Below are 22,542 nucleotides of genomic sequence, written 5' to 3'. Positions count from 1 at the left end.
AATACTATATGATGCTTACTTGTTAGCAGCCTGAGTTGCAGCAACTTCAGCAGCGAAGTCTTCTTGCTTCTTCTCGATGCCTTCACCAACTTCTAGACGTTTGAAGCCAAGTACTTTTACGCCTTCAGCTTTTAGGACTTCACCAACTTTTTTGTCGTTGTCCATAACGTATGGCTGACGTAGTAAAGTTACTTCGTCTAGGTACTTACGTAGGCCACCTTCGATCATTTTTTCAACGATGTTGTCAGGCTTGCCAGACTCACGAGCTTTCGCTTCGATGATGTCTTTTTCGCGTGCCAATACGTCAGCAGCAACATCTTCATCATCTACAGCAACAGGGTTGAATGCAGCGATATGCATAGCAAGGTTTTTACCAGTGTCAGCGTCGCCGCCTTCAAAAGATACAACTACACCGATACGTAGACCATGACGGTATGCAGCGATGTTAGCACCTTCAAGTGTTTCAACACGGCGAATCTGGATGTTTTCACCGATTTTCTGTACTAGTGATACACGTGCTTCTTCAACAGTCTGACCTTCGCCATAAGACAATTCAGAGATAGCAGCAACGTCAGTTACGTTGTTTTCTAATGCAAGGTTAGCAACTTTTTCTGCAAATGCAGTGAAGCTGTCATCTTTTGCAACGAAGTCAGTCTGGCAGTTAACTTCTAACAAGAATGCTTTGTTTTCGCCTTGAGCGATAATGATAGCGCCGTCAGCTGCGATGTTACCCGCTTTTTTAGCTGCTTTAGCTTGACCAGATTTACGTAGGTTATCAATGGCAACTTCAACATCACCGTTTGATTCTTCTAACGCTTTTTTACATTCCATCATGCCAAGACCAGTACGGTCACGCAATTCTTTTACCATTTTGGCAGATACTTTTACTTCTGTCATAAGAGTCACCTTAGTATAGTTATGTATAGGAGTGCTGTATTTCTAAATGCTGTATTTCTATTCGATATCTTGGTATTACTTAAAATCTAGCAGACAGCTCGTTTTGAACGATTACTAATATAGCCATAGATGATGTCAAACAAATAACATCTGTACAATATAGCGATATGACCAGTAGGAGCGATAATACTCGCTCAATAGTTGCTCGCTCTACGTATGGCATTATTAATAAGGCTTTATTCAATAACAAGGCATGACGAGTAAAACTACATCATGCCTATTATGAGCTTATACGCTGTTCAAAACATTATATGGATGCTGATAGATACACTATCAAGACATCCTTACAAAGTTAAACTTTTTAAGTCAGCTACTTATTCTGCTGGAGTTGCAGCAGCTTCTTCTGCAGCTGGCGCTTCTTCAGTTGCAGCAGGTGCTTGCTCAGCTTTACCACCAGCTTGAGTTTGTGCGTATTCTTTACCAGCGATGATAGCATCAGCCATAGAAGTTACATACAAAGTCACAGCACGGATAGCATCATCGTTAGCTGGGATGATGTAATCAACGTTGTCTGGGCTAGAGTTAGTATCAACGATACCGATAACTGGGATACCCAAGTTCTTGGCTTCTTTAATAGCGATAGCTTCGTGATCTACGTCTACTACGAAGATAGCGTCAGGTAGGCCGCCCATGTCTTTGATACCACCTAGTGAACGCTCAAGTTTTTCCATATCGCGAGTACGTTCTAGCGCTTCACGCTTAGTTAGCTTAGCGAAAGTACCGTCTTCTGCTTGCTTTTCTAGCTCTTTTAGACGGTTGATTGACTGACGTAGAGTTTTCCAGTTAGTCAACATACCACCTAACCAGCGATGGTCAACGTATGGCATACCAGCGCGAGCTGCTTGCTCACGTACGATACCGCTTGCAGCGCGTTTAGTACCAACAAATAATACTTTGTTTTTCTTAGCAGCTAGGCCGTTTACGTAAGTCAACGCTTCGTTGAATGCTTTTACGGTGTGCTCTAAGTTGATGATATGGATTTTGTTACGTGCGCCAAAGATGTATGGACCCATTTTTGGGTTCCAAAAACGTGTTTGGTGACCAAAGTGAGCGCCTGCTTGTAGTAAGTCGCGCATTTCGATTTTGGTTGGATTCTTTGTAGCCATGAGAATATATCCTATTGGTTGGGTTATGCCTCCACATCACAAAAACAGCCTATTTAGCGACACGCATCTGCTACCGGTTAGTTTTCATTAGTAAAGCACTAACAGATCACAAATTAATCAAGTCGCCAAACACCCAGCAATTTTTTGCCATGATGTGTGTGTCATTGGTTGGTTAAAAAAAAGAAGCTATCGCTAGATCGAAGCAAATGCCCAAATCTAAACTATAAAAAATAGCTGCGCTGTATTTTATCACATAACGTCTTGGAATCTCCAGCAGTTTGTTTGTAGCGTATCAATAAGATAAAAACAAAATATGGCGATAATAAAACAAAAAAAGCGACACATTTGCATCGCTTTTTTCATGATTATCTTTTTAATAGCTATTTTTCAAGCAAGGTTAATACCGTCGCTCTGTTATAGAGGACTGACTATAACTTATGCAATGCAAATACCAATGACCGCCTTGTAACCACGCCACGTAAATGGTGTGATATAGCTTTGACGATCTTTAGGTAAATAAGACACGCTTGGCGCACTCTCCACAATGTGCGGCGGAGAAATAATAAACTCTGAACCAAACTCTGTCCGAGCGTTACCTGAGATTGTATTGGCCATTTCACCCAACAAATCTTTCATCATGGTGATTGAAGAGTCAGGCTCGCCCATCACTTTGATGACTTCTCGCAACATCACGCTTGGTGCACTGACATAGACGCAGCCTTCTAAAGGCCCTGATATCTTAATGACACCGCTATAATCAAAGCCAATCGCGCTTTTGTTGTTGTTCAAGTAAGGGGTATCAATTGACACTTCCGAGCCATCGATTTGCGCAAAAAATGCATTAATCGAGCTTAGAAATACACCCAATTTTTCTACTTTAACCATAATATATTAATATCCATCTGTATTACGTGGCAGCATTAATCTTGCAAACAAACCACAATCTCGCCTACTTGAGAATGCCAAGTGATGGGGATGATAAAAGAACGCTCATCGTTCGGCAATACAATACTTTGCGGTGCACCTTTGAACACAAATGGTACAGAGATATGAAACTCTGAGCCAAACTCTTTACGTGCATTGCCTGCGATTGTGTTGGCCACTTCCCCAGCCAGATCTACATAGTTCTCTTCACTTTTATCAGTTTCGCCCATGCTGTCCAATATTGAAGACAGCAAGTCACGCGTCGCCGAAAAATACACCACGCCTTTTTGGCCACCAGATATACCAATCACGCCCGTATAATCATGGACTTTTGGCTGTTTGTTTTCTAGTAAGTAAGGGGTATCGGCAATAAGCTCTTCTCCCCCAAACTGTTCAAAATAATTACTAATAATACTTAAAAAAATCTGTAGCTTTTGCTCTTTCATAATGACATCTGCTTTGGTCGATGAATGGTATTAGTCTTGCATCAGCTCATACAAAGACTCTACAAGCTCCTCTTCCGAAAAAGGCTTGCACAAAAATCCGCTAGCACCTAACGACAGTGCTTCAATGCCGGTGGCTTTGTCCGATAACGCTGATACCACCAAAATACGTACTTCAGGATCAATCGCGATGATTTTTTCAATACACTCTAGCCCATCCATTTGTGGCATGGTTAGGTCCATGGTGATCACATCAGGACGATGAACATTGAACTTTTCGATGGCTTGAACACCGCTAGTCGCTGTCGCAACCAACATGAATTTTCCTGAATCGTATGCGCGCTGAATACGGTTTCTAATAATATTTGAATCATCAACAATCATTAACTTATGCATAACTTATCTACTACCTTTAATGAAGTGCTTGTCGTCCCTGACAATGTAATTACTATTTTAATTAAGCTTTAGGTAAAGTAATGACAAACCGTGTCATCTGACCCAGCTCGCTATTTACATTAAGCTTGCCATCATACTCTTTTACTTTTGCTTTGATGATATCAAGTCCGACACCGCGGCCACCGTCTTCATCTGCGTGCTCTTTGGTAGAGAATCCAGAAGAGAACAGCTGTTTGAGTAAGTCGCCTTTGCTAAGCTGATTTGCCTCTTCCGTACCGAAACGACCTTCTTGAATCAGCTTATTACGGATGTTGTCATAGTTGATACCCTGTCCGTCATCTTGCACCACCAACATAAAGTTTGAACCGTTGTCTTGCACTTCCAAATCAATGGTCCCAACGTCAGTTTTGCCAGCAGTATGACGCACACTTGGCGACTCGATACCATGGACTACCGCATTACGTAGCAACTGAATACTGATTTCTTTGATTGGCTTTGCAAGATGCGCCGGAATGCTGGTTTGGGTCAGCGTCGTACTTTTTAGCTGTACTCGCTTGCCTTGTCTTGCAGCAATCTCTTTTGTAAATTCATTGTAAAAAGACAATAAATCGTCATCTGTTTCATTGTCTAAGTCGATATCTAGCCCACCATCACCATCAAAGTTAGCATTGCTAGCTGCATGGTCTGTTACTGGATTTTGAGTAGCGACTGGTGCTTGTACGGTTGACGTCTTCGCTGCTGACGGTGCTGAGCGGTTGATACGCTCACCCAATGTCGCAATTGTATTCGATAAGCTGAGCAAGTCATCCAAATGTACTGCCAATGGTAAGAAGTCATTACCAGACAACTGACCTTGGTTTTGCAATGCATGTAACTTGTCTTCAGCATCAGAAGCAATCTTCGTAAAGCTGTGTAGTTTTAGTGCTGATGCTTCACCTTTTAAGCTATGCATTTCACGATAAATAGCTTTTAATTTGCCTTCAAGCTCGTATTGTGAGCTACCAGGATTTTTCAAGATGTTATTCATCTTCTCGATATGCGCTTGGGTATTACCAATAAACTCATTAATAATCTTTGGATTTACATTCAAGATAGTCGTTAACATCTCAATCTGCATATCGTTTTGCGAACGCTCTTTTTCTAGGCGCTGTTCTAAGTAGACTGCATCTGATACATCGTTAACGTTGACCAAAATACGGGCAATGTCTTTATTGTCATAAACACGTGAGAATTTAAAATCTAAGAAGCGATTATCAAGACTCTTGTCTTCAGACAAATTATGCAGCATGACTTTATTTAATGGGTTAAGTGAATCTACCAGTTTTTCTTTAACTCGAGGGTTATAGAGCTGTTCAATAAACTGCTGGGTGGTCTTAAGGTCTTTATCAGAGATACGACCACGTAAGACATTGGTAAAGTTTTCCCCTGCCAAACTATCAGAGCCGATGATATTGTTCAGCGCGCGAGAATGCTGTTGACCAATATTCAAGTCTTTATCCAGTAGGAAAAGACCCGTATTTACCGTTTCCATAATCTCTTGCGTTTCTTGGCGAGCGGCAGATGCTTCAGCATCCGTCTCACGTAGACGACGTACAAAGAAGAATACGAAGATTAGGAAGTAGGTAAAGATAGCGGCAACACCAAGCACCTGAATAAGACGAATGGTAGTTGCTTGACGTTGTGCACTATCGAACACGTCTTTTGTCAAATTATCCAAAGAATCGTTAATAAACAAACTTGATGTTTTCGCCTGTTCAACGGCCTGCGTCAATTCATCAGCAGACGTTACCATGATATTATCAGCATCTTTTAGATATGTTTGAATCTTAGGCTCTAGCGCTTTCCATTGCTCATTGGCCGCAGCAATATTGGTTTGTGCTTGACTATCAATTTTTGGCAAGTCATAGCTATTACCTTCTGCATCTGTAATTGTACTGCCTTGCTCAATAGCAGCAATCGAGCTGGTGATTAGCGCAGTATTTTGTTCTAAACGGCTTAGCACTCGTTGTATGTGCGGAGAGTTAGTATCCTCACCATAACTACTGTCTAAATCGAAAAGATCTTTAATTACTGCCTGTGCACTGTTTGCCACTTGGTTAGTTTGGTCAATTAAAGCCGTGTTTCGTTCTAATAAATTTGAGGTATAAAACGTGAACGCTAGCAAAGCACCGATTAGAGATAAAAATAGTGCAATTGAAATAATCAGACCTTGATAGCGCTTATTGTCGACATTAGGTACGGTTGCCATCTTCAGAATTCCTTAGTTCAATTGCTTAGTATTGGTGTCAGAGTCGCTCTTTTCAGCAGGGTCAGCTTCACCCAACCAGCGCGCCTCAATTTCTTTAAATGTCCCTTTTTCTTTTAGTTTGGCAATACCTTCATTAACCGTTTTGATAAGCTGAGTATCTTCTTTTGCCATGAGCACCACTTGCTGGGCTGAGGGTGCATCTGCAGCTTCATAGGGTACAATTTTCACTTTATGCTCAGGATAGCCTTTGACGATATATTGCAAGACTGGCATATCGTACAAGAAGACATCCGTATTACCTTGAACCAAATCCTGATACGCCAAAAATGCTGTAGGTCTCGAAATTAGCTCCACCGAACTACCCATCTCTTTTAGCGTGTCTTCTTCTTTAGAGCCTTCTAACGTACCTGCTTTTAGACCTTTTATATCGTTTAAGTCTTTTATATCAAACTTACCTTCCAAATACATGATAGTAGCTGGGTTGAAAAAGTATGGTGTTGATAGACCATATCTCACTGCACGATCGTCTTTGTAAGAAATACCAGAAATCGCTAGATCACGCTTTCCTGATTCAACGCTATCGAACATATCTTGCCAAGTTTCTTTGTAAAACTCGACTTTGAATCCCTGCTCTTCACCAATAGCACGAATTGAATCAACATCAGTGCCTTGCATATTGCCATAGTCATCTTGGAACGAAAAAGGCGGCAAATCACCAGTCATGGCAACTTTCAATGTTGGCGCTGTATCAGGTAGCTTACTCACAAAGCTATCTGTATTTTCCTTTACTGGTGTATTTGCACTTTCTTGAGTAGCAGAATTACCACAGCCAAATAGGCCAACACTCAACAAAATCGGTAACGCTCGATATAACTGCTTCATAATCTATCCTTGAAACCTAACGTTGTATTACATTTTAATTAATTGACAATCTAGCAAGGTTAAGCAATGTCTATACATATTCACTTACAGAAAGTTACGTTAGATAATACTTACCTAATTTTGCGATTGCAATAATTATGTTTGGTCATTATTTAGAGTTAGTTATATATAAAAAATACAGCATATAATTCGGAACAACTTATGTTTACTAAAGTCTGATAACCGTTGCTACTTAAAGTCTCTATGAGACTTGATTCTTAACTGAATAAGTATTCAACATAAAAAAGCACTCATACGCTGTGAACGTATGAGTGCTTTTTAAAATACAGCTAACTTAAAATAGAGGCGCTGTTACTCTGCATCGTCCAAATTGAGATTACGATCAATTTTCCAAATCAGGAAAGAACCGAAACTCATTAGTGAGAACAGGGCAATACCAACTTTGAGAACTGGATTGACTGGAAATAGGTTCAATAACAAACCGCCAAAGATACCGACTGAAAACATTAGCGAACCTTGTAGCGCACTTGCCATACCAGCACGGCGTTTCTGAAAAGCGAGCGCAATTGCAGAAGCATTGGGCTGGGTCAGACCCAATCCTGCGATACAAAAGAAGATACAAGCCAACACCAGCGGCAACCAAGCATCTGTCCCTAAAAGCAAGCCGATCACGAATAGCAGACCCGCAGAGATAACTTGCATCATTGCCCCAAAGCGCAGAATACTTAGTATTCGAAAGCGATTGGTAAGCCATTGGTTTAACTGAGTCAAACCTACAAAACCTGCCGCATTCATTCCGAACAACCAAGCGAAATGTGTTGCTGAAACGCCATAAGTATCCATGATTAATTCAGAAGCCGAGCTGATATAGACAAACATCGCTCCCATTAACAATCCGCCACCAATTGCTGGATAGTTAAAAGTCGGGTCTTTTAATAAATCCCAATATTGACTGAGCACTTCCCTTGCAGGACGTACGTTACGGTTTTCTTCGGTCAAAGTTTCAAAAAAGAAAAACTTAGTAAGTAGCAAGTTTAGAGCACCAAATGCAGCTAAGAACCAAAATATAGAGTGCCAATCAAAAAACTGTAAGAATAGCGCGCCAAGCGATGGTGCCAATATCGGTGCTAAGCCCATCACTAAAATCATAATGGAGAAAGCTTTTGCCGTTTGTTTGGCAGTGAGGCGATCTCGAATCGCAGCGCGAGTAACTACTGCACCGACGCACGCGCCCAATGCTTGTAAAGTACGGCCTGCAAACAGTACATACTCATTGTCAGTGGTCGCACAAAGAATAGAAGCGATAACGTATAACGTCATACCTATATATAAGGGTTTGACACGGCCAACACGGTCACTGAATGGTCCGTAAAATAGCTGCCCAAATACCAAACCTAAAAAGTATGCAGGGACAGAGTTGGCCATAAAGGCCGTTGAAACACCGAAATCATCAGCCATCGATGGCAATGCTGGCAGATACATATCAATCGATAATGGGCCTACCGCAACCATCAGCCCAAGCATCATAATCCATGCAACAGGCAAATCAGCAGAGCGCACTCGCTCAGAAGCGATAGGTTTATTTGGAAGGGAGGGTTTTGAAGCAGACATATTTAGACCGTTTTATATAGTGGCTATTATTTTTGATATTTTATTTTTCGACGTTTAATTGCTTGCATATGTTGTTAGGTAGGCTTTGGTCATTTTACTGGCTTATCCAGTAATCAAAATAGATACCTTTAACAACAATAGTGCATCTTTACCCACATCGGTGCAAGCAGACAATGCTATATCGTGCTATCTGCTTGCATTTCAATGGCTATAAGATATTGGCGAAACAACCGCTAACAATTAAACCTGTTAAAATAATTTACCAAAATATGTCTGGTATTCTTAAGTAGCAACCTCTTCTATTAAAGCGAGTCAAATAAAAAATAGAACTAGCAAAGTTGCTAATGGAAAAAATTTAGCGGAATTGGCGTTTGCCAAATAAGGTGCTGGCCTGCTTTGCTTTTCTGAGGGCAAGCTTACGATTACGACCAAGCATCATTTTAAGCTGCCATGCTTTTTCTTTATATAAAGTCTTGGCAGGTTGATCATACATCGCATTTATCACGCGTTTACTTGCTAGCACCGCATCAGGAGAGCGCTCTGCAAACTCGGCAGCAAGTTTTTGTGCCTGTTCAAGAGGCGCTTCACTACAGTGGCTAATCAAGCCTAACTCTTTGCCTTCATTAGCATCGATGATACGAGCGCTCATGGCGAGTTCTTTTAGAGTATCTTCTCGTAGAACCCCAAATGCTGATTGGGTCAGTCCCATATCTGGCACTAGGCCCCACTTAGCTTCCATAATAGATAACTGACAATCAGGGTGACTGACACGTATGTCACAAGCCAACGCCAACTGCAACCCAGCGCCGATACAATACCCTTCCAATACTGCTATGACAGGTACTGGTAGATCACGCCATACCAAGCACACCCGTTGGAACGCACTTTGCCATGGCTTAATCAACTCCCAAAGCGCAAATGCTGTATTCTTTGGATGATTTAAGTCCCCTAAGTCGATCCCTGCACAAAACGTCCCCTCTGCCCCATTTAGAATGACTGCGCGTATGGTTCTGTCCTTGCTAATACGACCTGCCAGCTTAATCAGCTCATTGATTACCTGAAAGCTCATGGCATTTTTTTTATGTGGACGATTTAAGGTAACCGTCAGTATGTTGTCTGTAATACTAACTTGTAAGGTCTCATACTGGTAACTTGCAATCGCGTTCATAACAATCCTTATTAATGAATAAAATAAATATGGTGCTGATATTCACAATATTAGCAGGCTTGTCTTTGTTGTACCGTAGTAATAACTGACTGCCACGATACTACTGTCAGTTTCATATACAGCAGACACAGATTGTTCAGCTAATAGCAATAAGCAAATCTAACGAGGTTACTTATCGCTCTCTGAACCTGAATGATTTTGTCTGTTTTGCCTTACCCTCAACTTATATCATTTTCCACGTCATGTCATTTTCACTCAAGCGATGATAATTAAGCTGCGGATAAGAAGATAAATCTACCTTTTGCAGGTTGTCTAGCGCCATTAATAATGCCTCATAATAAGGCTCAATCATTGCAAACTGCACAGGTGTCGTATGCTGTACATTCAGCAGACACTTATCTTCTAAATCTTGGCTAGCCTGACGCAATTGTGGTACACCTGTATATCGACTACCGCCCAATATACGATGGGCAATTTGTGCCAGCATATTTCGGTCATGCGCTTCCCATGCCTGAATGAGTGCCTGTTTTTCATCATTGATAGTATCGATCATCATGATAATAAGCTTGGCCGCCAATTCAGGTTTGTTCGCTGAACGAGTGAGCGCATCTTGCCAATCTAAAATGTTTGAGGTATCACTTTTGCTTATATTATTGTGGCTAAGATCATTATTGATTTGCTCGTGTAAAGTCGTATTATCGTGAGCTGTTCTATCTTGAAAGCTTTGGTCTTTAGGGCTTTTATCTTGAGAGTTGTCGATAGACTTTGTTGTTGATTGTAGTAGTGGCGACTGACCTTGTTTTTGTAGACGTAAGCTCTCATAGCGCGGCTGAATATCACGCGCAGTATCTCGTCTATAGCCTTCACGAGGCTGGCTATCGCGCAGATAGTCATCACGGATTTTTTTCAGGGATAATGGACGGGTAATTTTCGGCTCGCTACTGACAGAAGTGCTGCTACGATTTACCCCGTCTCCTCTTATTATTGGATAAGTAGCGGTTGAGTTGTCTGAACTGGCTTGAGACTCTTTATTATTTACCTTGTTAGAGAGTAAGTCGTTCGATAAATCATTGTCATTAATTGAGTAGCCGCGCAGCGAGTCAATAGGAGTTAACTCAGCCCCTGTTGGGTCGGTACCCTTTACGTTAGCACCTTGTACATTAGCATCTTGTAAATTATCATCCTGCAAATCAGGGTGCTGTAAGCCAAAGCTCTGCAAATCTGTATCAGGCAGCGCGGTCAATTGTGGTGTAGTACTCTTGCGACCAAGCCATTTCTGTAGCACTTGCAATAACTGAGGTTGGCTAATAGGTTTGCCAACATAATCATTGATACCGCTGGCTATAAGTTTGTCACGTTCATCTGCCAACCCATGCGCGGTCAGAGCGATAATAGGGATACGACTATCCGCATTTTCGATATTTCGAATCTGCTTAGCTGCCTCATGTCCCGACATCCGCGGCATTTGAATATCCATAAATATCAAATCAATATTGTCTTTGTCTTGCGTAGCCGCTTTGTCGTCAGCGCTTATATCCTCATGATAGTACGCACTGTTTGTTTTCTTGTTTATCTCATCACGTGTTTCTGCTTTAGAAAGTTGCGTTTTATTCGATAGACTTTGCTTATCACTCTTAGCAGTTTTGATGTTTTTGGTTTGTTGTTTACTGATAATCTCGATAGCATCAAACCCACTGCTCGCAGTGACTACCTGAATACCTAGCTCACTCAATAGAGCATCAAGCACTAATAAATTAGGCAAATGGTCATCAACTGCCAGCACAGTGACCCCTTTCCAGCGTGGTTCCTGCAGGCTTTGCGGCGTACTACGGCTTTGAGTATCGAGCATCGCATACAGCTGTCTTTTGTCTAATGGTTCATACAATATATTGGCATGATAGCGATTGAGTAGCGCTTGATCGGCCGCCACTTGGTAGCCAAATACAGCAAGCTTACCTTGATAATGCAGACGAATTTGCTTGAGGAGCGCCATCATATCGTCTTGGGTATCATCATCAACGATGACCCAATCCCAATAGTTACCGTGCTCTTTTAACGACTCCAGCACACCCGGCAACGAGTTGGCTTGAGTCAATTTAATCGGTAAATATTGTAAGCTAGCCTTGAGTACTTGTATCGAAGCAGTATGATTGATCCAAACCAGTACATTAAATTCATCGGTCTCGCTTGCCAGTGGCGCCAATACTGGTAATTCAATCGTCTGCCCTGTGGCTGCCTCTAGCACGTCAACATGGGCTGGCATGCGAAACCAAAACGTCGCACCTTGGTTGGCAATATTTTCTTGAGCATTATCATGAAATCCAATATCACCGCCCATCAAGCGCGTCAACTGTTTGGAGATGACCAGACCCAACCCTGTACCACCATACTGACGCGTGATTGATGGATCGCCTTGGCTAAAGCTTTGGAACAGCATTTTTTGATCTGCCAGAGAAATGCCTTTGCCGCTATCTTGCACGCTAATCATCAGATAATTATCACGGTGATCATCTAAGCTCACACGCACCACTACATCACCACTATCCGTGAACTTAATGGCATTACCAACGATATTGGTCAATACTTGCTTAAGACGTAACGCATCGCCGTTGATGCGCATCGGCACATCATTGTAAAACAATACTGCCATGCGTAAACCCTTCTCCGCAGAGACAGGAGATAGCATATCGACTACATCATAAATGGTGTCATAGAGATCGAATTCATGGCGATCCAGTACCAGCTTGCCTGCTTCAATTTTAGAAAAATCTAAGACATCATTTACCAAAGCGAGCAAATGTGCTGAGGACTTACGTATGGTCTGTACATACAAATCCTGCTCAGGATTCAGCTCGCCATGACGTGCCAACAAATTAATAAAGCCATCGATACTGTTCAATGGTGTACGAAGCTCATGACTGATATTGGCTAAAAATGCAGACTTGGCTTGGCTGGTTGAAATCGCTGCATCACGTGCATTTCGAATAGAAATGTTTTGCATCTCCATCTCATCAAATGCCAAACGTAAATCATCCTCCGTTTGCTCTGCATGGTCTTTGAGCTCTTGAAAGCTTCTATGTAAGCGGCGCAATGTTCTGACTAGATCTTGCTGTAATAGATTCAGTTCACCATCTGACTCTACTGGTACAGGTTGGTATAAATTATCAACATGGGTACGCTGCAACTGCAAACGCAGCTCATAAATGGGGGCAATCCAACGTTTCGAATAGATATTTAGGCTCAGTAGTAGAATCAAGATAGTAAATAAACCAGTAATCACTAACGCCATCGCAATGCGGTAACGTGCAATGTAGAGCGGCTCATTATCCATATCAACGAGCAACCACAATGTCTGCCCTTCAAACTCTCCCAATACACTGCCATACGCTGTGCCTACAGGCGTTGGACGTTGTGACAAAAAGCTTGCGGAATCACTGATCAACGGCCACTCTTCATTAAGACCATAACCGACTGTTGCCAGTATTTGATTGCCTTCATTAATAATAGCAATGCGCTGTACATGCTGCTCAGACTGCATACGTCCAAGCTTATCTTGGATACCCTCTAGCGTCGTCATTGCCGCTTCCTGGCTCCTCTCTGCACTACTCCCTACTTGCTGGCGCTCTTGTTCTAGCAGCTCAGGAATCAGTTCAGCTATGACTGGCGTATAGCGAATAAGTACCGCTTCGGCCAATACTTCTTGCTCCGAGTCACTTGCACGCATGGTTTCGTGAAATACCAAAATGCCGCCCACTGCTGCCAACACACAGATGGGCAAAAACACCAGTATGATCAGCTGACCGTAAGCACTACTGGTATCGAAACGTTTTTTATATGCCATGCTAGGTCTACTCTCTACTAAGGTTTTTGCCATGAATTTTTGTGATAACGTCAGTGTTCATGTTACTTGCAGCGCGTCGTATCAGAGCATTTGGGTAAGGCGCTATTTTTAATGAAGCCACAGAACGTTAATAACGTAACTGACTTTTACGGGGCAACTACTATACAGCTCAAGATTATCTTAACAGGATTCTATAAGTTCTGGTTAGGCATTCTATGTGATGAAGAACGTTATAATTAGAGTACCAACTACTCTGTGTCAAAGAGAATATGGCTTTAAGCGAACAGTCCTACTTTTGCAACCCTCAACGTAACATTGACATTGACCTGATACAGTGACTATTAATCCTTGATGCGATAAGCGCAGCTGAAAACAAAATGATATAATAAAGCCACTTTTTATTTACCACAATATATCGCTCATAGTCATAACATATGAGAGCGCACTCTAATGCCTTTCGTTTTTAGCTCGCTTATCACCGTAAACCTATAACCCAAGCGACTGTCTAAAATTATGATCAAACAATAAAAACAACGCTTCCATCAAAAACAAGCCATTAAAAACATATTTAAAAAATAGAAAAGGATACTTTATGTCCACTACGGCCATGTCAAATGCTAACTTTATTACTCAAATCACTACCCTCGCTGATTGCGTTGGTCAAACGCCGCTGGTACAACTTCAACGTCTGCCTGAGCAAGAGCACATTGCCAATGGTGCTACAGTATTAGCTAAGCTTGAAGGTAATAATCCAGCGGGTTCTGTAAAAGACCGTCCTGCTTTTAATATGATTTATCAAGCAGAACAGCGCGGTGATATCAAGCCTGGTGATATGTTGATTGAAGCCACTAGCGGCAATACTGGTATTGCATTGGCCATGGTCGCTGCAATGCGTGGCTACCCAATAACATTGCTGATGCCAACCAACTCTACCCAAGAGCGTAAAGATGCCATGATTGCTTATGGCGCAACGCTGATTGAAGTAGACGAAGGTATGGAAGCTGCACGCGATTTGGCATTGCAGATGCAAGCAGATGGCAAAGGGGTTGTATTGGATCAGTTTAATAATCCTGACAATAGCCAAGCACATTACCTGACTACAGGCCCTGAGCTATGGGCACAGACCGAAGGTAAAATTACGCATTTTATTAGTTCGATGGGCACGACAGGTACGATTACAGGTGTGTCGCGTTATTTAAAAGAGCAAAATCCAGACGTCAAAATCATCGGACTACAGCCTGACGAAGAAGCCTCTATTGCTGGCATTCGCCGTTGGCCAGCGGCTTATATGCCAGGTATTTTTGATGCAGATTTGATTGATGAAGTGATGGATATCGATCAGCGTATTGCTGAAGTCTATATGCGTAAATTGGCGAAAACTGAAGGTATTTTTGCGGGAGTATCTTCGGGCGCAGCTGCATGGGCAGCGACCCAAGTGGCAAAAGCAAATCCTAATGCTGTTATTGCCTTTATTGTCTGCGATCGTGGCGATCGTTATTTATCAACGGGTTTATATAACGTTGACGATAGAAATACGGATAACAGCAGCGCAGAAGTTAATTAATGCATAAGCAATACCATTTAGTATCGTTAATTTAAAAAAAGTGCAAAGCGGCCAAGTGCAGATGTAAACGTAATACTTCAAGCAAGGTCAATATTGTCATTCTTTTATAATGAATTAACTATCAGCTCATAAATAGTCAGGATTATCTATGTCACAAGCGCTACCATCCGACCCTATATTGGTTTTTGATATCGAGACTGTTGCCGATGTCGATGCAGCACGCCGTATCTATCCGCAATTGGCCGATCTCAACGATGCAGATGCCTTAAGCGCGCTGACAGCCATACGTACACAAGAGGCAGGGCACGACTTTATGCGCCTGCCACTACAGCGTATTGTCTGTATCTCAGCTCTGTATATCAAGGATGGTAAGTTATCGCTATTTTCTTTGACTGCCGATAAATTTAGTGAAAAAGAAATCCTAGCCAAATTCTTTAGAGCCTTTAACGACATTGAGACATTGCCGCAACTTATTAGCTGGAATGGCTCGGGCTTTGACATACCTGTACTGATATATCGTGCCATGCAATATGATTTGTCAGCACCATGGCTGTTCGAAGAAGGCGAACGTATTAAAAATATGCGCTTTGATAATTATGTTAATCGCTTTCATACGCGTCATCTGGACTTGATGGATCGGTTTAGCCAGTACGGTGCTAGTCGCCGTGAAGCGATGGATATCGTCGCAAGTCTGTACGGATTACCTGGTAAAACTGACGTAGATGGCAGTATGGTCGGTGCGCTTGTTAGTAGCGGTGACTGGCAGACCCTATCTATATACTGTGAATCTGATGTGATGAACACTTGGCTTATTTATTTACGCTGGTTACGTCTAACAGGACAGTTGTCTTCACAAGATTTTGATGCTTGGCAGCAGCAAAGCTATGACTATCTGGCAAAGTATACCCAAGCTGACGGTAGTCCGCGACATCAAGAGTTTATCGCTGACTGGTCATCGGCACCCGAATTATAGAAATCGCATTATTAGTAGTTTTTTATTCCCCTTTTCTAGTTATTTATTATTAAGGCAGGTTTATGCAACCCACCGATTCAAAAACATCTACAGCATCTGATACGGCAGCGCAAATCAGTAACGCTCAAACGAATGAAGCTCAAACAAACGACACCCAAACGATTGTCATTCCGCCGAGTAAGAAAAAATCAAAGCCATCATCAAAGACACGTCGTCGTCTAAAAGATGCAGAGCCAATTCCATTCAATATTGATGGCTTATCACATGATGGTCGCGGTGTTGCTGTGTATGGTAATGGTTTTGATGTTGCGGAAGGCCATGCTGAAGACAAACATGGCAAAAAAATCTTTGTTAGCTTTGCCCTACCAGGTGAAAGCGCTTTAGTGAAAATAACCAACAGCCGTGCTAGCTTTGAAGAAGGCGATGCCATTAGTATTACTGCCAACCCAAATCCTGAACGTGCTGTGCCACCCTGCCCGCACTTCGGCACTTGCGGCGGTTGTAACTTGCAGCACTGGCAGCCAGATGGACAAATAAACTTTAAACAGTCAGTATTGGCTGAAATGCTAATGCACCAAGCAAACGCGGAACCTGACAATTGGCTCCCCCCTGTGGTCGGCGATCGTCTTGGCTATCGTACCAAAGCACGTTTGGGCGTACGCTATGTCGTCAAAAAGGAAACCGCGCTTGTCGGCTTCCGCGAGCGTTCAAGTAATTTCTTGGCAGAGCTAAATGAATGTCATATCCTAGATCCACGTATTGGGTTTGAGATTGAAAACCTAAAAACGCTTATTAGCACTTTAGAGAGCCGTGACAAGATTGCTCAGCTTGAGCTTGCAATGGGTGAGCAACTGCCAGAACTACCTGATGGTAATCAGCCAGTTGCGCTCATCGTACGTAATTTAGAACCGTTGTCAGACGCTGATATAGACAAACTAAAAGTGTTTTTCGCGGCGCGTAATTGGCAGCTATATTTGCAGTCGAAAGGCGTTGATAGCATCCAACGTATTGCGTTGACAGACGCTGATGATTTGAGCGAGCAATTTGGGCGTTTATATTATCAATTGCCAGAGTATGACCTTACTTTTGAATTTATCCCTACTGACTTTACTCAAGTAAATCTATCTGTGAACCGTCAGATGACCAAGCTTGCCTGTGACTTATTGGACTTAAAAGCAGGCGAACGCGTACTAGATTTATTCAGTGGTTTGGGTAACTTTAGCTTACCGCTAGCGCGCCTCGTTGGCGAGACAGGCTCAGTAGTCGGTGTCGAAGGCAGTGAAGCCATGACCGAACGTGCTGCTGACAACGCTAGTCGCAATGGTATCAACAATACTGAGTTTTATAGTCAAGATTTGACGCAAGACTGTACTAATAAGCCATGGGCCAACCAAGGTTTTGATGCACTATTGATTGATCCACCGCGCTCTGGTGCTTGGGAAATCATGCAATATTTGCCAAAATTTAATGCTGAGCGCATTGTTTATGTCTCTTGTAATCCAGCGACCCTTGCTCGTGATACAAAAGCATTGTTAGAACAAGGCTATCGTCTGACTCATGCTGGCGTGATGGATATGTTCTGCCATACGGGTCATGTTGAATCTATCGCTCGCTTCGAAAAAGTAGCGGTTTAACGTTATTAATCTTCAAAACGATTAATAGCTGAAAATGACTGTTAGTTGAACCTAATTAAAGAGACAATTAAGCGTTATTACAATTATCTAAGATAACTCAAAGCTTTGATAAGTTTGTGCTAATAAATAGCCATTATTTAGCGTAATTGACCACAGCCGTACAGAGGCTCGCTTGATTTGTCACTTTAAAATGAGATAATAGTAAACAATCTTCCTATGTTTTTGGTGATGTTTCCAATCGCTACATAGCAAGCATTTGCACTCATAGCTTTATATATTTTACGCGCATTTTATAGCTGCTAAAAATAACATTTTTAGCAGTTGTATTGGTTTATAGCTGACACTTTATGGATCGTTAATTCAGAGTGTGTGCATAGTAGATGAGGTTATAATCAATTCAAAATAGCTAAGAGGAGTCGGCTATGGTAAAAATTCGTGAAGGATTACCGCTGGTGGATGGACAGACCACGCAGGCCGATAGTGCAACACTTGCGGCGCAACTGGTGGCGAGCCAACGCTCTCACCAGTCAGCCAATAGCTATGCCCAAATTCCCCTCGACATCAAATACCAGTTGGCAACCCACAAGCTACATACTACTTTTGATCGCTCAGCTGCACACACTTATCATTTGCATGACCCTCATACTGAAGACGAGTATTTGGATGATACCAATGCGCTATCAAACAAAGAGCTTGAGGCGGTCGGCTTAGACCAGGCCAATATCGACGTACCGACTTGGTTAGATAATGTGGCCAAGCGTATTGGACAAGAGTCAGTACCCAACCTAAGTGCAGCTTGCGAGTTTATTCGCAGTCATATGAATACCAGTGAATCTGAGCGTTCAGGCGCTTATGTCACAGGTATTGGTATGACCGATATTCTGACCTATCTTTATCAAGATGAAGATGCGCTAGTCGCAGCCATGCTGTATCGCAGTGCGCGCAAATCAATCATTAGTCTCGCTGAAGTTGAAAAAAACTTTGGTCCAGATATTTTTACGCTTGTTAAAGACACCCTTGCAATGGGTAAGCTGTCGGAGATTATTGAGAGCAACAAGCGCTTAGAAGACCATTTCGTCAACAATCAACGTGATCAGCTATCAAATATTTATAGTATGCTCATCTCTGTTACTAACGACGTGCGCGTGGTACTCATCAAATTGGCAGAGCGTACCTTTGCCATGCGTGAATTGACATTTTCTAGGCCAGAGCGTCAAACTCGTGTCGCACGTGAGGTCATGACTATTTATGCACCATTAGCGCATCGCCTAGGTATTGCACAGTTAAAATGGGAACTCGAAGATCTAGCTTTCCGTTATTTAGCACCTGATCGCTATAAAGAAATTGCTAAGCTACTGTCAGAAAAACGTAGCGAACGTGAGTCCTATATTCAGCGCGTACAAGACAAATTAAATGAATCATTAGCAGATGCCAGTATTGAAGGCGAAGTATCTGGGCGCGTCAAACATATCTACTCTATTTATCGAAAGATGAAGCTTAAAGGCTTATCGTTCGATCAGCTTTATGACATTCGGGCCTTGCGCGTCTTGGTCAATAGCCCTTCTGACTGTTATCATGTTTTAGGGCTAGTACATGGCTTATGGCGTTATATTCCTGAGCAGTTTGATGACTATATTACTAACCCTAAGTCCAATGGTTATCGCTCGCTACATACTGCTGTAATTGCGGAAAATAAATCACTCGAAGTCCAGATTCGTACTCATGAGATGCACTTTGAGGCCGAGCTTGGCATGTGCGCGCATGTCAATTATAAAGAAGGTCTGAAGAACAAAAAGGACAACTACTTAAATCAAAGAATCAGCTCACTACGTCAGCTGTTGTCTATTAATAATGAAACGCGTAGTCAAACGCGCTCATCCACTCTCACAGGCGAAGAGATAGATGACACAGAGTTCGATGAAGAAGAGCAACTCGTTGATTTTGATGAGCTAGAACGTATTTATATCTTTAGCCGTGATGGTGATATTACTGAGCTACCAAAAGGCGCAACTGTACTTGATTTTGCCTACTATGTGCATACTCAAGTTGGCAACAGTGCTCAAGCCGCTCGAGTCAATCAACGCTACGTGCCACTAACCTACCAGCTCAAAACAGGTGAGCAGGTTGAGATTATTACTAAATCCTCACGCGAGCCAAACCGTGATTGGTTGGTAGCCTCGTTAGGTTATATTCATACCAATCGCGCCCGTTCAAAACTGCGCCAATGGTTTAATAAGCAAGACCGTGATAAGAATATTGAAATAGGTCGCCAAATGCTCAGTAAAGAGCTTGAGCGCCTATCTGTTCATCCTAATAGTATTGATCTAAACGACTATATTCAGCATTTTCATGTCAATACGACCGACGATATTATCGTGGGTCTGGTGACAGGCGATATCGGCCTGAATCAATTGACCAGTCATATCTCACGTCAGCTGCATCTTGAACCTGAGATACCACCAGAGAGCTTTGTACCGCATGTAGATAACCGAGATACAGGTAAGCTCGATGCGTATAAAATTCACATTAATGGTTTGGATAATATCGAAATCAATTTGGCAGGTTGTTGCCATCCTGTGCATGGCGAACCGATAGCTGGCTACATCACTTTATCGCGTGGCGTCAGCGTGCATAATCGAGGCTGCCCAGAGTACTTACGTCTGGTCGAGCGCGATCCTGAGCGCAAGATAGAAGCCGCTTGGCAAGTACAGATTGGTCGTTATCAGCCTGTTGATATTCATGTCGAAGCATATGACAGACGCGGTTTGCTACGTGATTTGACACAGATAATTGATAAAGAGAACGTCAATATTCGCCAAGTTCAAACGTTAAGCAATGACGACAATATTGCTTTTTTAAAGTTCCATATTGAAGTCTCAGGCTTAGCACATCTATCTAAGCTGCTCGCAAAATTAGAACAGCAACATGGTATTTTACACGCACGCCGTGCAGTCGTGTAAATAAAAACTTGAGCTAGTTGTTTATTCCATAACAGAGTTGTCAAAAAATACTATGCCTGAATTACCTGAAGTAGAAACCACTAAAGCCAGTCTTGCTCCATTGTTGGGGCAACAGGTAGTTGATGTTAAAGTATTTCAACCAAAGCTGCGATGGATGATGCCAGATAACTTAGACGAGCTGGTTAATTACACATTAGAGAGTGTCGAGCGCCGAGCAAAGTATCTGATTCTTAATTTTATGCCAGTAGCTGCACTGAATAATGCTCCCATGTCAGCCAGCAAAGTTGAACCACGTCAGCTTCTTATTCATTTAGGAATGTCAGGTAGCTTACAGCAGCACAGCTATGGTACTGATAAGCGTAAACATGACCATCTGGTTGTCATCTTTAATGATGCTGATAATGAAAAGTCTCAGCTACACTATTACGATCCGAGACGTTTTGGTTCAGTACTATGGCATGAAGATTACGGCAATAAACTACTAGATCATCTAGGTCCTGAGCCACTTTCAAAAGATTTTACCGCAGACTATTTATACAGCTTAATCCAGCGTATAGATTTATCTAGTCAAGATAGCAATGGGTCACCGTCAGATGATACTAAAACGAATAAGCGACTAAAACCTATCTCCCGAGCGATTAAATCTGTCATCATGGAACAAGAAGTCGTGGTCGGTGTTGGCAATATCTATGCGACTGAAAGTCTGTACTTGTCCAGCATCCACCCTGCTACACCAGCCAATCAAATTTCGCACGAGCAGATTGTCATTTTAGTGAATCATATTAAAGAAATTTTGAAGAAAGCGATAAAACTGGGCGGTTCAACACTACGAGATTTCACAGTAGCCAGTGGTCAAACTGGTTACTTCCAGCAAACCCTAAATGTGTATGGCAGACAAGGAGAAAACTGTCTACATTGCAGCACGACGCTAGAAAACATTAAGCTTACTGGTAGAGCCAGTGTTTATTGTCCAAATTGTCAGCCGTTAAAATAGTTAATAACTGATATCTATTTGTTGGCACTATATTTAGATTAAATAAAGCTAGCATCTGGAAAAAGTAACCGTTTTTAGAAGTATTATATATTGCCAAAGCCATACCTAGATTATTCTCATTTTTGTTGCTTATTAGTGCACATCTTGCTTTAATAGTGCTAGCGCTTACATAAATAGTGCGTATCATTTATTTTTCTGTAATATTTAGCCTAACTATTGTTGCCGCAAGATTCCTGCGTGAAGATAGCAGCAGCCATTAATCATACTACTATGAGTTTCAGGATATCGTTATGACTGTTAAAGCAAAAACTCAACGCACAGTTAAGCAGAGATTTTTTACTGTATTGGCAACTTTAGGATTGGTAGCTGCAACTATCCAGCCTACTTTTGCAGCTATAGAAATTGATGAAACTGATTTCGGGCCTTCATACGAGACGATGGTAGTCGATACGATTGTTGGCAAACCACTTCAACTCGTTAATGCGGTAGCTGGAACAGCAGCTTATATCGTAAGCCTACCTTTCTCACTTATTGGTGGTAATGCAGATCAAGCACAGCAGAAGCTATTTGTTGAGCCTTGGGATGCGATGGGACGTTGTTTAGGCTGCACAGTTGCAGAAGACAATTATTACAAATCTCAAGTCGTTGATAATAACGTAGTACGTATCGTTGTCGATCAACCATCAGAAATTCTAATTAATACCAATGACTATGTAGTGGTTACTCCGTAACAATTTGCTTTTAGTAGGCACATCAAATAGTTCACAAAAAATGACTGTGACTATTTCATAGCCAAAAGGCTAACGAGAAGCTAGCCTTTTTTATTGTCAACGAATTGATA

16 protein-coding genes are annotated in these 22,542 nt (G+C 42.0%); 6 read left to right on the top strand and 10 right to left on the bottom strand.

Annotation, left to right across the window (positions count from 1 at the left end):
• Positions 1-15 precede the first annotated feature (15 nt).
• The 10 genes from tsf to JMX91_RS04735 form a co-directional block, all read right to left on the bottom strand.
• Complete coding sequence (gene tsf / locus JMX91_RS04780; protein WP_057758434.1) at positions 16-897, bottom strand: translation elongation factor Ts; 882 nt, start codon at positions 895-897, stop codon at positions 16-18.
• A gap of 374 nt (positions 898-1,271) precedes the next feature.
• Positions 1,272-2,063: a 30S ribosomal protein S2 gene (rpsB, locus tag JMX91_RS04775; RefSeq protein ID WP_057758431.1), complete on the bottom strand. Its 792-nt coding sequence runs from the start codon at positions 2,061-2,063 to the stop codon at positions 1,272-1,274.
• Between the two features lie 435 nt (positions 2,064-2,498).
• Positions 2,499-2,948 (bottom strand): chemotaxis protein CheX, encoded by a 450-nt coding sequence (locus JMX91_RS04770; RefSeq protein ID WP_057758429.1) that lies wholly within the window; start codon positions 2,946-2,948, stop codon positions 2,499-2,501.
• Between the two features lie 35 nt (positions 2,949-2,983).
• Entirely contained in the window at positions 2,984-3,433 is a 450-nt protein-coding gene (locus tag JMX91_RS04765) for a chemotaxis protein CheX (protein ID WP_201547934.1), read from the bottom strand.
• A 30-nt stretch (positions 3,434-3,463) separates the two neighbouring features.
• Complete coding sequence (locus tag JMX91_RS04760; RefSeq protein ID WP_057758425.1) at positions 3,464-3,826, bottom strand: response regulator; 363 nt, start codon at positions 3,824-3,826, stop codon at positions 3,464-3,466.
• 61 nt (positions 3,827-3,887) lie between these two features.
• On the bottom strand, positions 3,888-6,074 hold the full coding sequence (locus tag JMX91_RS04755; RefSeq protein WP_201547933.1) for an ATP-binding protein: 2,187 nt from the start codon (positions 6,072-6,074) through the stop codon (positions 3,888-3,890).
• 12 nt (positions 6,075-6,086) lie between these two features.
• The gene (locus JMX91_RS04750; RefSeq protein ID WP_201547932.1) at positions 6,087-6,956 is read right to left on the bottom strand and encodes a transporter substrate-binding domain-containing protein; all 870 of its coding nucleotides are present in this window, start codon (positions 6,954-6,956) and stop codon (positions 6,087-6,089) included.
• A 351-nt stretch (positions 6,957-7,307) separates the two neighbouring features.
• Positions 7,308-8,567, bottom strand: a complete 1,260-nt coding sequence (locus JMX91_RS04745; protein WP_191114724.1) for a multidrug effflux MFS transporter — start codon at positions 8,565-8,567, stop codon at positions 7,308-7,310.
• Between the two features lie 355 nt (positions 8,568-8,922).
• Positions 8,923-9,735, bottom strand: coding sequence for a crotonase/enoyl-CoA hydratase family protein (locus JMX91_RS04740; RefSeq protein WP_134292623.1), 813 nt, complete (start codon positions 9,733-9,735; stop codon positions 8,923-8,925).
• Positions 9,736-9,958: 223 nt separating this feature from the next.
• The gene (locus tag JMX91_RS04735) at positions 9,959-13,576 is read right to left on the bottom strand and encodes an ATP-binding protein (protein WP_201547931.1); all 3,618 of its coding nucleotides are present in this window, start codon (positions 13,574-13,576) and stop codon (positions 9,959-9,961) included.
• Between the two features lie 592 nt (positions 13,577-14,168).
• On the opposite strand from JMX91_RS04735, the gene cysM reads away from it, so the two are divergent.
• From cysM to JMX91_RS04705, 6 genes are all read left to right on the top strand, one after another.
• Entirely contained in the window at positions 14,169-15,140 is a 972-nt protein-coding gene (gene cysM / locus JMX91_RS04730) for a cysteine synthase CysM (RefSeq protein ID WP_227679275.1), read from the top strand.
• A 148-nt stretch (positions 15,141-15,288) separates the two neighbouring features.
• Positions 15,289-16,113 (top strand): 3'-5' exonuclease, encoded by an 825-nt coding sequence (locus JMX91_RS04725; protein ID WP_057758412.1) that lies wholly within the window; start codon positions 15,289-15,291, stop codon positions 16,111-16,113.
• 62 nt (positions 16,114-16,175) lie between these two features.
• Complete coding sequence (gene rlmD, locus JMX91_RS04720) at positions 16,176-17,747, top strand: 23S rRNA (uracil(1939)-C(5))-methyltransferase RlmD (RefSeq protein WP_227679274.1); 1,572 nt, start codon at positions 16,176-16,178, stop codon at positions 17,745-17,747.
• 422 nt (positions 17,748-18,169) lie between these two features.
• On the top strand, positions 18,170-20,707 hold the full coding sequence (locus JMX91_RS04715; RefSeq protein ID WP_201547930.1) for a RelA/SpoT family protein: 2,538 nt from the start codon (positions 18,170-18,172) through the stop codon (positions 20,705-20,707).
• 52 nt (positions 20,708-20,759) lie between these two features.
• Complete coding sequence (mutM, locus tag JMX91_RS04710) at positions 20,760-21,701, top strand: bifunctional DNA-formamidopyrimidine glycosylase/DNA-(apurinic or apyrimidinic site) lyase (protein WP_201547929.1); 942 nt, start codon at positions 20,760-20,762, stop codon at positions 21,699-21,701.
• A gap of 290 nt (positions 21,702-21,991) precedes the next feature.
• Complete coding sequence (locus tag JMX91_RS04705; protein ID WP_114701175.1) at positions 21,992-22,432, top strand: hypothetical protein; 441 nt, start codon at positions 21,992-21,994, stop codon at positions 22,430-22,432.
• The last annotated feature ends 110 nt before the right edge of the window (positions 22,433-22,542 follow it).

This window comes from Psychrobacter sp. Pi2-1 (assembly GCF_904846645.1).
Classification (GTDB): Bacteria; Pseudomonadota; Gammaproteobacteria; order Pseudomonadales; family Moraxellaceae; genus Psychrobacter.
This window is presented reverse-complemented; position numbering and strand designations above follow the sequence as displayed.

Excerpts from the sequence above, each read along its gene's own strand:
- tsf (WP_057758434.1), bottom strand. The coding sequence starts at position 897 with ATGACAGAAGTAAAAGTATCTGCCAAAATGGTAAAAGAATTGCGTGAC.
- rpsB (WP_057758431.1), bottom strand. The coding sequence starts at position 2,063 with ATGGCTACAAAGAATCCAACCAAAATCGAAATGCGCGACTTACTACAA.
- JMX91_RS04770 (WP_057758429.1), bottom strand. The coding sequence starts at position 2,948 with ATGGTTAAAGTAGAAAAATTGGGTGTATTTCTAAGCTCGATTAATGCA.
- JMX91_RS04765 (WP_201547934.1), bottom strand. The coding sequence starts at position 3,433 with ATGAAAGAGCAAAAGCTACAGATTTTTTTAAGTATTATTAGTAATTAT.
- JMX91_RS04760 (WP_057758425.1), bottom strand. The coding sequence starts at position 3,826 with ATGCATAAGTTAATGATTGTTGATGATTCAAATATTATTAGAAACCGT.
- JMX91_RS04755 (WP_201547933.1), bottom strand. The coding sequence starts at position 6,074 with ATGGCAACCGTACCTAATGTCGACAATAAGCGCTATCAAGGTCTGATT.
- JMX91_RS04750 (WP_201547932.1), bottom strand. The coding sequence starts at position 6,956 with ATGAAGCAGTTATATCGAGCGTTACCGATTTTGTTGAGTGTTGGCCTA.
- JMX91_RS04745 (WP_191114724.1), bottom strand. The coding sequence starts at position 8,567 with ATGTCTGCTTCAAAACCCTCCCTTCCAAATAAACCTATCGCTTCTGAG.
- JMX91_RS04740 (WP_134292623.1), bottom strand. The coding sequence starts at position 9,735 with ATGAACGCGATTGCAAGTTACCAGTATGAGACCTTACAAGTTAGTATT.
- JMX91_RS04735 (WP_201547931.1), bottom strand. The coding sequence starts at position 13,576 with ATGGCATATAAAAAACGTTTCGATACCAGTAGTGCTTACGGTCAGCTG.
- cysM (WP_227679275.1), top strand. The coding sequence starts at position 14,169 with ATGTCCACTACGGCCATGTCAAATGCTAACTTTATTACTCAAATCACT.
- JMX91_RS04725 (WP_057758412.1), top strand. The coding sequence starts at position 15,289 with ATGTCACAAGCGCTACCATCCGACCCTATATTGGTTTTTGATATCGAG.
- rlmD (WP_227679274.1), top strand. The coding sequence starts at position 16,176 with ATGCAACCCACCGATTCAAAAACATCTACAGCATCTGATACGGCAGCG.
- JMX91_RS04715 (WP_201547930.1), top strand. The coding sequence starts at position 18,170 with ATGGTAAAAATTCGTGAAGGATTACCGCTGGTGGATGGACAGACCACG.
- mutM (WP_201547929.1), top strand. The coding sequence starts at position 20,760 with ATGCCTGAATTACCTGAAGTAGAAACCACTAAAGCCAGTCTTGCTCCA.
- JMX91_RS04705 (WP_114701175.1), top strand. The coding sequence starts at position 21,992 with ATGACTGTTAAAGCAAAAACTCAACGCACAGTTAAGCAGAGATTTTTT.